The 13,021-nt window shown below is 67.9% G+C and carries 14 protein-coding genes; 6 read left to right on the top strand and 8 right to left on the bottom strand.

Going from position 1 to position 13,021, the window contains the following annotated elements; all coding sequences use genetic code 11:
• Positions 1-54: 54 nt before the first annotated feature.
• The 7 genes from M2282_RS19995 to gtdA form a co-directional block, all read right to left on the bottom strand.
• Entirely contained in the window at positions 55-744 is a 690-nt protein-coding gene (locus tag M2282_RS19995; RefSeq protein WP_280810512.1) for a hypothetical protein, read from the bottom strand.
• 65 nt (positions 745-809) lie between these two features.
• Positions 810-2,165 carry an FAD-dependent oxidoreductase gene (locus M2282_RS19990; protein WP_280810511.1) on the bottom strand — a complete coding sequence of 452 codons (1,356 nt, stop codon included), beginning with the start codon at positions 2,163-2,165 and terminating at the stop codon, positions 810-812.
• Positions 2,165-3,142, bottom strand: a complete 978-nt coding sequence (locus M2282_RS19985; RefSeq protein ID WP_280810510.1) for a Bug family tripartite tricarboxylate transporter substrate binding protein — start codon at positions 3,140-3,142, stop codon at positions 2,165-2,167. Before M2282_RS19985 ends, M2282_RS19990 begins: the two co-directional genes overlap by 1 nt.
• Before the next feature lie 84 nt (positions 3,143-3,226).
• A complete protein-coding gene (locus tag M2282_RS19980; RefSeq protein ID WP_280810509.1) occupies positions 3,227-4,213 on the bottom strand; it encodes a Bug family tripartite tricarboxylate transporter substrate binding protein in 987 nt (328 codons plus the stop codon).
• A 55-nt stretch (positions 4,214-4,268) separates the two neighbouring features.
• Positions 4,269-5,519: a 3-hydroxybenzoate 6-monooxygenase gene (locus M2282_RS19975; RefSeq protein WP_280810508.1), complete on the bottom strand. Its 1,251-nt coding sequence runs from the start codon at positions 5,517-5,519 to the stop codon at positions 4,269-4,271.
• A gap of 26 nt (positions 5,520-5,545) precedes the next feature.
• The gene (locus tag M2282_RS19970) at positions 5,546-6,250 is read right to left on the bottom strand and encodes a fumarylacetoacetate hydrolase family protein (protein WP_280810507.1); all 705 of its coding nucleotides are present in this window, start codon (positions 6,248-6,250) and stop codon (positions 5,546-5,548) included.
• Between the two features lie 65 nt (positions 6,251-6,315).
• Positions 6,316-7,401 carry a gentisate 1,2-dioxygenase gene (gene gtdA / locus M2282_RS19965; protein ID WP_280810506.1) on the bottom strand — a complete coding sequence of 362 codons (1,086 nt, stop codon included), beginning with the start codon at positions 7,399-7,401 and terminating at the stop codon, positions 6,316-6,318.
• Positions 7,402-7,530: 129 nt separating this feature from the next.
• On the opposite strand from gtdA, the gene M2282_RS19960 reads away from it, so the two are divergent.
• The 6 genes from M2282_RS19960 (at position 7,531) to M2282_RS19935 (ending at position 11,561) form a co-directional block, all read left to right on the top strand.
• The gene (locus M2282_RS19960; protein WP_280810505.1) at positions 7,531-8,427 is read left to right on the top strand and encodes a LysR family transcriptional regulator; all 897 of its coding nucleotides are present in this window, start codon (positions 7,531-7,533) and stop codon (positions 8,425-8,427) included.
• A 97-nt stretch (positions 8,428-8,524) separates the two neighbouring features.
• Positions 8,525-8,974, top strand: coding sequence for an acyl-CoA thioesterase (locus M2282_RS19955; RefSeq protein WP_280810504.1), 450 nt, complete (start codon positions 8,525-8,527; stop codon positions 8,972-8,974).
• 79 nt (positions 8,975-9,053) lie between these two features.
• On the top strand, positions 9,054-9,545 hold the full coding sequence (locus M2282_RS19950; RefSeq protein WP_280810503.1) for a phasin family protein: 492 nt from the start codon (positions 9,054-9,056) through the stop codon (positions 9,543-9,545).
• A gap of 125 nt (positions 9,546-9,670) precedes the next feature.
• Positions 9,671-10,369, top strand: coding sequence for a TetR/AcrR family transcriptional regulator (locus M2282_RS19945; protein ID WP_280810502.1), 699 nt, complete (start codon positions 9,671-9,673; stop codon positions 10,367-10,369).
• A gap of 14 nt (positions 10,370-10,383) precedes the next feature.
• Positions 10,384-11,220: a hypothetical protein gene (locus M2282_RS19940; RefSeq protein ID WP_280810501.1), complete on the top strand. Its 837-nt coding sequence runs from the start codon at positions 10,384-10,386 to the stop codon at positions 11,218-11,220.
• 83 nt (positions 11,221-11,303) lie between these two features.
• Positions 11,304-11,561, top strand: coding sequence for an acyl-CoA-binding protein (locus M2282_RS19935; RefSeq protein WP_198787041.1), 258 nt, complete (start codon positions 11,304-11,306; stop codon positions 11,559-11,561).
• A gap of 13 nt (positions 11,562-11,574) precedes the next feature.
• Here M2282_RS19935 and M2282_RS19930 read toward each other — a convergent pair whose 3' ends face one another.
• Positions 11,575-12,822 carry a CaiB/BaiF CoA transferase family protein gene (locus tag M2282_RS19930; RefSeq protein WP_280810500.1) on the bottom strand — a complete coding sequence of 416 codons (1,248 nt, stop codon included), beginning with the start codon at positions 12,820-12,822 and terminating at the stop codon, positions 11,575-11,577.
• Positions 12,823-13,021: the final 199 nt, after the last annotated feature.

The raw sequence follows: 13,021 nt of genomic DNA, 5'->3' as shown, positions 1-13,021 counted from the left end.
TTAGCAAAGGACGGGCCGGCGAGCTGTCGCGGCCCGGTCAGCGGGGCGCTGCTGCTATTTGTAGAAGCAGATGTCCATGAAGCGCGCCCGGCAGCGGTAGTCGGTGCCGCCCTGCACGATGAACATGGGCACCCCGCCCACCAGCGGTCTGCCGCCGTCGTCATAAATCAAGGGCGACGGCGCGGGCCTGGCGGCGGGGCCGGTGGCGGTTTCCTGCTCGACGTAGTTGATGGAGAACGAACGGGAGAAGTCGAGCGTGTCGGCCGGCTTGACCGGCGCAGCCGCGTAGCGCGTGCCGTAGACGGTGCCGAAGTAGCGCAGCGCCGGGCCGGTGCGGTCGCCGTATTTCATCTCGGTTTTCGCGAAACCGGTCTGGATCAGGAAGACCCGGTCTTCGGGTGTCAGGTCGGCGTCGAAGGCGAGCAGCGTGTACGTTCCTTCGAAGCTGTTGTTGCGCGCCACCTTGAGTTCGCCGTTGAGGCTGGGCGTGATCTTGGCGCGTCCATCCCAGCGCAGCAGCGCGGCCACGGAAGGATCGCCGTCGAACACGTAGTGATATTTCTCCGCGGCGATGACGACCTTGCGGCCGTCCTTGGCGGCCAGGAAGCTCACCACCTGGTCCTTGCCGTGGACGGGTTCGCCTTCGGGGGTGCTTGCGCAGCCCCACTGCATCAGGCCGAGCGCGGCGCAGGAAAGGGCGAGAAGGAGACGACGCGCAGGGGTCGAAAACGAAAGGAGGTGCACTTTTCGTCCGGGATTGGAGTTCATCAAGCCCCGGACTCTAGCGCCATACCGCCGATTCGGTGGCTTCAGCGGTCGAGATCCGCGCCGTCGGCGGCCAGCTTCTTCTGCAGCGCCGGCACATCGACGTCCGCGAAATTCGCGTTGCCCAGCGACGCCGCCGCCGTGCCCGCGGCCTGGCCCATCACGAAACAACCGCCGCTCGCGCGCGCGGCCGACTGGCCTTCGTGCGTCATCGCGGCGCAGCGGCCGGCCACCAGCAGGTTGTCGACCCGGCGCGGCACCAGCATGCGCCAGGGCAGCTGGTTGTAGGTGCGGTTGTCGTCGCGCGGAAAAGCCCATTCGATGCGGCCGTCGGCGTGCATCTCCATCGGCCAGGCGTTGATGCCGATGCTGTCGTCGAACCTCGCCGACGAGAGGATGTCTTCGCCCGCGAGCGCATAGAGGCCCTCGATGCGCCGCGTTTCGCGGATGCCGACCTGCGGTGCGATCTCCACGATGGCCGAATGCGCGAAGCCCGGCACCTCGGCCTTCATGAACCTGAAGTACTCGGCGATCTGGCGGCGGCCTTCGAGTTCGCCTTCGGTGAGTTCGCGCGCATCGACACCATTCATCGCGCGGCCGGCCGCGTTGCGGATCTGCGTGACGTTGGCGCGCCATTCGCGCGGATCGATGTTGGGCCTGAGGATCGCGCCCTCGCGCGGGAATTTGTAGGTGCCGGGCTTGCGCTGCTGCACCTCGGCCATGAGGTCGTTGATGGCCTTGAACTCGCCCACCGCCGCGAGCGCAGGCTCGGCATCGACCTGGCCGACGCGGAACATCGTGGTCGGGAACAGGCCGCTGCCGTGGCCGTCGCCCACCTCGAAGGGCACGCGCGCGAAGGCGGCCACGTCGGCGTCGCCGCTGGCGTCGATGAAGGCGTTGGCGCGGATCGCCTGGCGGCCCGATTTGGTCTCGACCACGAGGGCCGCGATGCGGTCGCCGTCGCGAATCACCGCCGCCGCCCATGCATGGAACAGCAGGTTCACGCCAGCGTCGAGCAACAACTGGTCGGCCGCAATCTTGTAGGCCGAGGTGTCGTAGGAACGCACGCGGATGCGGCCCTGCATGCCGTCCTGCGGCGTGTTGAGGCCGCCCAGCGCGCCGATGCGATCGAGCAGGTCGTCGGCCACGCCACGCACCAGCAGCGTCATCTCGCCGTTGCGCTTGCCGTAGAGGCCCGCGAAGTTGGTCACGCCGCCCGCGGTGCCCATGCCGCCGAGGAAGCCGTAGCGCTCCACCAGCAGGGTGTTGGCGCCATGGCGCGCGGCGCTCACGGCGGCCGCGATGCCGGCAGGGCCGCCGCCGACCACCACCACGTCGTATTCGCCGAAGACCGGCAGCTCGCGTGCCGGTTCTGTCAGGGTCTTTGGCTGCACTGTCATTACTGGAGCTTGATTCCGCGGGTGGAAATGATCTTGCTCATGATCGCCGCCTCTTCCGTCACGCGCGTGCGCATGCCGTCCGGCGAGGTGCCCACGGCCTGCCAGCCCTGCTCGAAGAGCTTGCGGCGGACCTCCGGGTCTTTCATGACGATCGCAAGTTCATGGCCGATGCGCGCCTGCGCCGTCTTCGAGAGGTTGGCCGGACCGAGCAGTGCCACCCACACCTCGAGGCTGAAGTCCTTCACGCCGGCTTCGGCCAGCGGCGGCAACTCGGGTACCAGCGCGCTGCGTCCGCCGGTCAGGCCGATGGCCTTGAGCTTGCCGGCGCGAATCTGCGGCATGGCCACGCCCGGCGGGATCAGGCCCATCTGCACCTGGTCGCCCAGCATCGCGGTGATGACCTGCGGATTGCCCTGGTAGGGCACGTGCTCGGGCTTGAAGCCGGCCACGCGGCTCTTGAGCAGTTCCATGCCCAGGTGGCCGACCGAGCCGATGCCCACCGAGCCGTAGTTCCACTTGTCGCCGGCCTGGCGCGCGGCGTCGAAGAAGGCGGTGCCCGAAGGCAGGTTGTTCTGCGCCACCAGCACGAGCGGCGCGGTCGCGATCAGCGAAAGGTAGGTGAAGTCCTTGACCGGGTCGTAGGGCAGCTTCGGATACAGCATCTTCGACGAGGTGAGGTTGCCGTTGATCACGAGGCCCAGCGTGTGGTCGTCGGTGGCCTTGGCCACCTGGTCGGCCGCGATGTTGCCTGAGGCGCCGGCCTTGTTGTCCACCACGATCGGCTGGCCCAGCGCCTTGGCCAGCGGCTCGGCGATGGTGCGCGCCGCGATGTCGGGCGTGGAGCCGCCCGGAAAGCCCACCAGCAGGCGGATGGGTTTGGTCGGCCAGGCGCTGTTGTCTGCGCTGGCGGCGAACGGCAGCAGGGTGGCGGCTGCCAGGCCGCAGGCGATCAGCAGGGCTCGTTTTTTGGCTTGCATGGCGAGGGAAGTGAAATGTCGTCGAAAAGTAAACAGCGGGGCAGCTTAACTGCCGGGACCAAACCCCGGCAAGGTGCGGACCCGTCAGTCGAGGCTGATGTTTCCCCTGCGCACCAGCTCGCCGTACACCTTGGACTTGGCTTCGGCATTGCGCTGTATCTCTTCCGGCGACCAGGCCAGCGGCTCGAAGGCGAAGGTGTCGAAGCGGGCGCGAATCTCCGGGTCGGCGATGACCTTGGCCACATCGGCGTTGATCTTTGCCTTGACGGCCGCCGGCACGCCCTTGGGCGCGAGCAGCGAGACGAAGGAGTTGACCTCCAGCGACGCCGGCCCGCCCGCCTCCGCCATGGTCGGCACCTCGGGCATCTGCGGAATGCGCTTGGCCGCCGCAACCGCGATGTAGCGCAGCTTGCCGGCCTTGTAGATGCCCTGGCTCGACGGAATGCTCGCGAAGGCCCACGGCACCTCGCCCGTGCCGACGTTGGAATACAGCTGCGACACCTCGCGGTACGGCGCATGCCGCATGCGGATGCCGGTGAGTGCCTCCAGCTGCTGCGCGCCCAGGTGGCCCGGACTGCCGACGCCCCACGAGCCGTACACCACGCCTTCGGGCTCGGCCTTGGCGGCGGCGATCAGGTCGCCCATGGTCTTCCACTTCGAATCGGTGCCCACCGCCACGAAAAAGGGCGTGCGGAACAGCGAGGCCACCGGATCGAAGTGCTGCAGCGTCACGAAGTTCTTCGACTTGTACAGGTGCGGCAGCGCGGCGACGTGCTCGCTGTCCAGCTGCAGCAGCGTGTAGCCGTCGGGCGCGGCGCGGCGGGCCTGGTCGATGGCGATGAAGCCGCCGCCACCGGGCTTGTTGTCGATCAGCACGCGCTGACCCCAGAGGCGTGAGAGCTTGTCGGACACGAGGCGCAGCACCGCGTCGGGGCCGCTGCCGGCGGCGAAGGGCGTGACCAGCGTCACGGGCCTGTTCGGGAAGTCGCCGGCCTGTGCCAGAGCGCCCGTGGTGGCGATGGTGGCAGTGAGGGCGAGGACGCCCGTCAGCAATGCGCGCGAGAAATTCATGGTGCTTGTCTCCTGGGCCTGTGGCCTCGAATAGTGATGATGGAAGAAACTCGTCTCAGTGCAAGGAAAGCTCGGCCGCGACAGGCTGCAGTGATGCCGGCGCATCGTCCAGGCAGTGCTCGGGCCGCCACGCATAGAGCCACTCGACCGCATCGTAGAAACGCTCCGGCGTGCGCCCCACCCAGAGGCTGTTGCGCACCAGCCGCTCGACGCCCTTCGCGTGATACAGGCGCCCCATCTCGCGCACCGACAGCACCACGCGCGCCGTGCGGGCAATGCGAGCCGCTTCGTACAGCTTGAATGCAGCGCTCATGTCGAAATCGCAGGCCTTCACCGCGGCACCCAGCGTCACCGCGTCTTCGAGCGCCATGCAGGCGCCCTGCGCGAGGTACTGCATCATCGGATGCGCCGCATCGCCCAACAGCGTGGCCGGGCCCTCGCTCCAGCGGGCGACGGGGTCGCGGTCGGCGGTGCTCCAGCGCCGCCACGAGGTCGGCCGGTCCAGCAGCTGGCGCGGGCGCGCGTGCACACCCTCGAAGTACGACAGCACCTCGTCCTTGCTGCCGTCGGTGACGCCCCACTCTTCTTCTTCGCGGCTGTGGAAGGTGACGACCAGGTTGTATTGCTCGCCATGGCGCAGCGGGTAGTGCACCAGGTGGCAGTCGGGGCCGGCCCAGACCACGGGCGCGTTCCAGCGCAGGTCGGCGGGCATGTCCTGCGCGGGCACGACCGCGCGGTACACGACGTGGCCCGAGACGCGCGGCGCATCGCCGATGAGCTTGGCGCGCACCACCGACTTCACGCCGTCGCAGCCCACGATGGCGTCGGCCTGGAAGCGGCGGCCGTCGCGCGTGACCGCTGTGACACCGTGCGTGCCAGTGTCGATGGACTCGACCTGCGCCGAGGTGTGGAAGCGGATCAGCGGGTGCTGCTTCACCGCCTCGTGGATCGCGCCATGCAGGTCGGCGCGGTGGCTCACCGCGTAGGGATTTTTGAAGCGCGCGCGGAAGGCGTCGCCCACGGGCACCGAGGCGACTTCGCTGCAATCGACCGCATCCATCATCACCAGCCTGTCCGTGAAGACCGAGCCCCGGCGCACCGCCTCACCCACGCCCAGCGCGTCGAGCGCGGCGAAGGCATTGGGACCCAGCTGCAGGCCCGCGCCGATCTCGCCGATGGCGGCGCTCTGTTCGAGCAGGTCAATGGAAACGCCCAGGCGCGCGAGTGCGAGCGCGGCCGCCATGCCGCCGATGCCGCCGCCGACGAGCAGCACCCGGGGCGGGTTCTTCGGGGGAGATGTGCTCATCGGGTGGCCTCTGCGCTTCGGTGGGATCACTCGATGCGAACCGTGAGCGACGGCAGCCGCTCGATGCTCACCTTGATCGTCTGCCCCGCCTTCACCGCGCCCACGCCTTCGGGCGTGCCCGTGAAGATCAGGTCGCCGGGCTGCAGCGTGAAGAGCGTGGAGAGATTGGCGATCACCTCGTTCACCGACCAGATCAGGTGCGCGATGTCACTGTTCTGGCGCACCTCGCCATCGACCGTGAGCGTGATCGCGCCCGCGTTGATCTCGCCCACGTCGGCCAGCGTGCGCAGCGGCGCAATGGGCGCCGAGAAGTCGAAGGCCTTGCCGATTTCCCACGGGCGGCCTTGCTCGCGCATCTTCATCTGCAAGTCGCGGCGCGTCATGTCCAGGCCCACGGCGTAGCTGTGGATGTGGGCCGAGGCCTGGTCCGCGGGGATGTCCCGGCCGCCCTTGCCGATGGCGACCACGAGCTCGGCTTCGTAGTGGTAGTTGCTGGTGAGCGGCGGGTACGGGATCGTGCCGGTCTGGCCTTCGGCGACGGGCACGACCGAGGCGTCGTCGTTGGGCTTGCAAAAGAAGAACGGCGGTTCGCGGTCGGGGTCGAATCCCATCTCGCGGGCATGCGCCGCATAGTTGCGGCCCACGCAGTAGACGCGGCGCACGGGGAACAGCTTGTCGGAGTCGGCGATGGGCAGGCCGACGATGGAAGGAGGTGTGAAAACGAAGGACATGAGGGGCTCCTGCCGCTCGGGGCGGCACACGGTCAAACGATGAATGAAAAGAGGCCAGGCGCCGTTCAGGCGTCTTCGAGGAAGGCTTCGCGCAGGATGCCCATCGCCTGCTGCACGGGACGGTCGGAAAAACTGAAGAGCACCACGTCCTCGACCGGCGACAGGAGGCGCAGCGGCGCCCACGACGGCACGACGAAGGTATCGCGCGGTCCGAATTCGAAGCGCTGGCCCGCGATCTCGGCGACGCCGTGGCCTTCGACCACGCTGTAGACGGCGCCATCGGTCGCGCGGTACGTCTTGCCCGCGAAGCCCTTCGGGAGCAGCTGCAGGTTGGTCGAGATCGTCGGCATCGGCGAGCCGCCCGTCAGCGGGTTGATGTAGCGCAGCTTGTGGCCCAGCCACGCATCGGGCGCTTCCTGCTTCTGCAACTGCGCGAGCGCATCGCGGCTGCGCGCATAGGGGTAGTTGAAGATCGGCGAGGTGGCCGACACATGGTCGTGTCGCACCGGCACCATGTTGTGGCCGAAACGCGCAAGGCTGTGGCCCTCGGGCCGTGCCACGTGCTGCACCTTGGCGTCGTCGTTCTCGGCAAAGCCGGCATCGAAGAAGCGCAGCATCGGAATGTCGAGCCCGTCCAGCCACACCACCGGCTCGCTGACGCCCTCGATGCCTTCGTTGCCATGGTCGTGCCAGGCCCACGAGGGCGTGATGATGAAGTCGCCCGGGTGCATGGTGGTGCGTTCGCCGCCCACCGTGGTGTAGGCGCCCTTGCCATCGACGATGAAGCGCAGCGCCGACTGCACATGGCGGTGCGATGGCGCCACCTCGCCCGGCATGATGAGCTGCAGCCCCGCGTAGATCGACTGCGTGATCGACGAGTTGCCGGGCAGCGCCGGGTTCTCGAGCACCAGCACGCGGCGCACGGCCTCCTCGGCGGTGATGAGCTCGGCCGACTCCATCAGCAACGGGCGGATCTCGTCGTAGCGCCAGAGCGCGGGCACGCACGGCGTCTGCGGCTCGCGCGGCACCAGGGCGTGCAGCGATTCCCACAGCGGGGTGAGGTTCAGGGGGCGGATGCGGGCGTAGTAGTCGCTGCGTTCGGCGGCGTTGGCCGGGGCGCTTTTCGGGGCGCTTGCGGAAGCGGGATTCATGCGTGGTTGTCTCCGTTGCGGCATTGTTGAGCCGCCCCACTATTTCCTCAAGACCGGTAGCCAATACACGGAATTCGAAATTTCGATAATGGTGTCTTTCGCCCTAAGCAAAGAAACCCGGAGAACACCATGTCCAAGCTCGATCTCGAATGGCTCGCCGTGTTCGACGAGGTCTACAAGACCGGCAATGTCTCCAAGGCCGCCGAGCGGTTGGGCATGGCGCAGGCCGCGGCCAGCACCGCGCTCAACAAGCTGCGCGCGCACTTCGACGATCGCCTCTTCACCCGCACCGCGCAGGGCATGCAGCCCACGCCGCATGCCGAGCGCATCTACCCGAACCTGCGCGAGGTGCTGGCGCAGCTGGCGCAGGCCCAGGGCAACCGCAGCAGCTTCGAGCCCGCCGAGGCGCAGCGGCGCTTTCGCATCTGCATGACCGACATCAGCGAGGTGGTGCTGCTGCCCGGCCTGCTCGACCACCTGCGGCACGTGGCGCCGGGGGTGCACATCGAGACCGAGATCATCTCCACCAACAGCGGCCGCCGCCTGCAGGACGGCGAGGTCGACCTGGCCGTGGGCTTCATGCCGCAGCTGGACGCGGGCTTCTACCAGCAGACGCTGTTCATGCAGAACTTCGTGTGCCTCGCGGCGCAGAACCATCCGCGCATCGGCGCGCGGCTCACGCGCAAGCGCTTCGAGGCGGAGGCGCATGCGGTGGTGTCCACCTCGGGCACGGGGCATGCCATCGTTGACACGACCATCGCGCGGCTGGGGCTCAAGCGCGATGTGGTGGTGCGGCTGTCGAGCTTCCTGAGCGTGGCGCGGATCGTGGCGCACACCGAACTGCTGGTGGTGGTGCCGCGCATCCTGGGCAAGGTGCTGGCCACGCAGGAGCCAGTGAAGCTGCTGGAGACGCCCTTCGCGCTGGCGGACTATGCGGTCAAGCAGCACTGGCACGAGCGCTTTCACGCGGACCCGGGCAACGCCTGGCTGCGGCGCACGCTGGCGCAGCTGTTCAGCGGCAGCTGAGCGTGCGCGCCCGAGCGACGGGCGGCGCAGGCGACAGCGGGCGCCCGCTCGCATAATCGCGGCTCCCCACCACAGCCCATCCAACAAAGGCGGCCTCATGTCTTCCATCACCCTGCGTTTTCTGGCCGAACCCAGCACCGTCAATTTCGGCGGCAAGGTCCACGGCGGCACGGTCATGAAGTGGATCGACGAGGCCGGCTACGCCTGTGCGACCAGCTGGGCCAAGCGCTACTGCGTCACCGCCTTCATCGGCAGCATCCGCTTCCACCGGCCGATCATGATCGGCGACCTCGTCGAGGTCGAGGCCCGCCTCGCCTACACCGGCACCACCAGCATGAACATCTCGGTGGAGGTGCGCAGCGGCGACATGAAGGGCGGCGTGATGGAGAAGACCACCGAGTGCCTGATCGTCTTCGTCTCGGTCGATTCGCACGGCCGGCCGCTCCCGGTGACCGCCTTCGTGCCCGGCACGCCCGGCGAAATGGCACTGGCGGAACGCGCCAAGGCGCATCTGGACGCCAGCCGCGCAGCCGGCGCGACGCCGTAATCCTCGTAGAGGCGAAGCTCTAACGGGAGCGCCGTCCAGCAGCTAGAGTCAGCCGATTGTTTTCAAAGGACTACTTCGCATGGCGACTCAAGACGACGACAGCAACAACGGCAACAAGTCCTCGGACCGCATCAAGGATTCCGCGCAGCAGATCTGGCTGGCCGGCCTCGGCGCCTTCGCCAAGATGCAGCAGGAGGGCAGCAAGGCCTTCGAGGCGCTGGTCAAGGACGGCGCCGGCATGCAGAAGAAGACCCAGACAGCCGCCGAAGAAACCCTCGCCCAGGCCCAGCAGCGCATGGCCGGCTTCGCCAGCGAGTTCGGCACCAAGGCCGCGGGCCAGTGGGGCAAGCTGGAGAACATCTTCGAAGAGCGCGTGGCGCGCGCCTTGGAAAAACTCGGCGTCCCTTCGGCCGCCGACATGGCCGCGCTGCAGGCACGCGTCGAGGCCCTCGAAGCGCAATTGAGGGGCAATGCGAAGGCAGCGGCGACCACCCGCAAGACCACCGCGCGCAAGACCGCAGCACCCACAACCGCCGCGAAGAAGACACTGCGCCGCCCCAAGGCCGGCTGACCTTTCTCCGAATTGCGGCGCTGCACAAAAAACAAGCGCCGCAAAACATGTCCCGCGCCGTTCATGGTGCGGTGCACATACGCTAGAGTGTCCCCAAGACCAAGAGACACACCGGGGGCACCGACATGGCAAAGAAGGCGCCACGCCGCACGGCGCAACGCATCCTCGAAGCCGCATTGGACCTGTTCAACCGCTTCGGGGAGCCGAACGTCTCGACCACGCTCATCGCGGGCGACCTCAACATCAGCCCCGGCAATCTCTACTACCACTACCCCGCCAAGGAAGAGCTGATCAACAAGCTCTACCAGGGCTACGAGGCCGAGCTCAACGAGCTGCTGCATGCCAGCGAAGGCGTGCACGATGTGGAGGACGCGTGGTTCTTCATGCACACGCTCTTCGAGCTGATCTGGCGCTACCGCTTCCTCTACCGCGACCTGAACGACCTGCTGAGCAAGAACCGGCACCTGGAGACGCAGTTCCAGCTGGTGCTCAAGAACAAGGCCCGCGCGATCCGCCAGCTGATCGCGGGCCTCAGCCGTGCCGGCCACCTGGACATCGACGCGCACGAGGTCGACCCGCTGGCCCAAAGCATGGTGGTGGTGCTCACCTACTGGCTCAGCTACGAATACGTGCGCAACCCGCGCGAGGCGCTGGAACCGGCGCACGCCCAGGGCGCGCTGATGCGCGGCGGCCACCACACCCTGCACCTGCTCGCGCCCTATCTCGGGCGTGAACAACGGCGGCATCTGCTGACACTGAGCAATGCCTACAACGGCGAAGATGCCACGCACAACGTGGCTCCGACTGTCGACATGGCGGCCTAGGGCCTGTTCAAACCATGCCCCACCCCGACTTCAAACCGCTCTCGTTGATGTCCGCCGGCCCGGCGGCCGCCAATGCGGAACCCTGGGCACCCCTGCCCTACGCCGACGTGCCGCGTTTCGACGCACGCAGCGTGCTGCCGCACTGGCCGCGCCTGCATGCCGGCCACCACCTGCCGCCGCCGGACGCCGATGCGCCGCTGGCCGAAGGCTGGGCGCTGTACCACAGCGGCGAATTCGAACGCGCGGCCGCGGTCGGCCTCCTGCACGGCTCCGAGGGCCTGGTGCTCGCCAACCAGGCCACCGCCATCTATGCCAACTACCTCGAGCCGCGCGAAGGCATCCGGCTCGCGATGTTCCGCCAGGTGATCGAGCGTGCGGGCGCGCAGGCCGTCGCCGAGCCCGACAACTGCCAGGCGCTCTACTGGCAGGCCTACGCGCTGGGCCGCTACAGCCAGGGCATCAGCGTGGCGCGCGCTCTGGCGCAGGGCCTGGGCACCAAGCTCAAGGGCGCGCTGGAGCGCGTGATCGAACTGCAGCCGAACCACGCCGACGCGCACATCGCGCTGGCCGCCTTCCATGCCGAGGTGATCGACAAGGTGGGCGCGCTGGTCGGACGCATGACCTACGGCGTGCGCGCCGAGACCTCGATCGAGCTGTTCGAGCGCGGCCTCCATCTGCACCCGCATTCACCCGCGGGAATGATGGAATACGCCCGCGCCCTGCTGATGCTGCACGGCGATTCGCGCATGGCCGAAGCCACCCGCCTCTACGAGCAGGCCGCGGCGCTGAAGCCGGCGGATGCGCGGGAGCGGCTGGATGTCGAACTGGCGCGGGCGGGCCTGCGCGACTGAGCCTGTTTCCGCTCGGTACGAGCAGGTACCGCGCAATTTAAGATGCGGGATTCCCGTTTTGTTTTTCGATGGATCCATCCACCATGTCCGACCTCAACGCCCAGTTCGAAGCCGCCCAGGCCAACTCCAAGCTCCTGGCCGAGCGCCCCGACAACCCGACGCTGCTGAAGATCTACGGCCTCTTCAAGCAGGCCACCGAAGGCGACAACACCGCCAAGAAGCCCAGCTTCAGCGACATCGTCGCGCGCGCCAAGTGGGATGCGTGGACGGCACAGAAGGGCGCGAGTGCCGACGAAGCCAAGCAGAAGTACATCGACCTCATCGAATCGCTGCGAGCCTGACTTCGCTCGCCAGTCACCCCACGATCCCGCGCGCGTGCAGCGCGGCGATCTGCTCGGCGCTCAATCCGATTTCCTTCAACACCGCATCGGTATCCGCCCCCAGAGCCGGCGCGTTGTGCCGGTGGCTGGCCGGCGTGAGCGACAGCTTCGGCACGAAGCCGGGCACCGCAAGCGCGCTGCCGTCGGGCATCTGCACCTCTTGCAGCATGCCGCGCGCGGCGTAGTGCGGGTCGGCCGCGATGTCGGCGACGGTGTAGATGCGGCCGGCCGGCACGTGCGCGGCATCGAGGGCGGCCAGCACTTCGTCCACCGTGCGCGCGGCCGCCCAGTCGCCGATGGCGGCATCGAGCATTTCCACCTGGGCCACGCGCCCCGCATTGCCGGCGAGCGCCGGATCGGTCGCGAGATCGGGCCGGCCGATGCATTCCATCAGGCGGCGAAAGATGCTGTCGCCATTGCCCGCCACGATCGCGTAGCCGCCATCCGCACAGCGGTACGCATTGGTCGGCGCAATGCCGGGCAGCGCGCTGCCCGCCGCCTCGCGCACCGCACCGAATTCGCCGTACTCGGGCAAGAGGCTTTCCATGCAGTTGAAGACTGCTTCATAGAGCGCCACGTCGATCACCTGTCCCCGGCCCTTCGGGTATTCGGCACTCACCGTCGCATGGCGGTGCTGCATCGCCATCAGCACGCCGATCACGCCGTGCAATGAGGCCAGCGTGTCGCCGATCGACACGCCCACGCGCACCGGCACGCGGCCGGGCTCGCCGGTGAGATGGCGCAGCCCGCCCATCGCTTCGGCCACGACGCCGAAGCCGGGGCGGTCGCGGTACGGGCCGGTCTGGCCGTAGCCGCTGATGCGCAGCATCACGAGGCCGGGGTTGGCGGCCAGCAGGTCGTCGGGGCCCAGGCCCCAGCCCTCCATCGCGCCGGGGCGGAAGTTCTCGATGAGCACGTCGGCCTCGGCCGCGAGCTGCCGCACGACGGCCTGCGCCTCGGGCTCGCGCAGGTCAAGCGCGAGCGAACGCTTGTTTCGCGACTGCACCTGCCACCAGACCGAAGTGCCGTCCTTCAGCAGCCGCCAGGTGCGCAGCGGATCGCCCGTGCCGGGCGGTTCGATCTTCACCACCTCGGCGCCGAAATCCGCCAGCGTGCGTGCGGCGAAAGGCCCGGCGATCAGTTGTCCGAGCTCGACGACCTTGAGGCCGGCGAGCGGGCCGGTGGCGGTCGGCGCGGCCTGGGAGGAAGAGGTTTTCGTCATGGCGCCAGAGTGTGCCGTGCCGCGGCGCGCGCCCTCCGGGGCGGGAAAACACCTATGAATTCTTGACGCGGCATTTCCGCCGATTTCCGCACCGCAGCAATCGCGCGCGAATCACTCATCTCTCCCGAGGAGAAAGGCCTTTGCTGCACCGCAATGCCTTTGCCGGTCTGCTGGCGCAAAGGTCAAAAAAGTATCAATT

Origin of the sequence: Variovorax boronicumulans (genome assembly GCF_029892485.1) — a bacterium.
GTDB lineage: Bacteria > Pseudomonadota > Gammaproteobacteria > Burkholderiales > Burkholderiaceae_C > Variovorax > Variovorax boronicumulans_B.
This window is presented reverse-complemented; position numbering and strand designations above follow the sequence as displayed.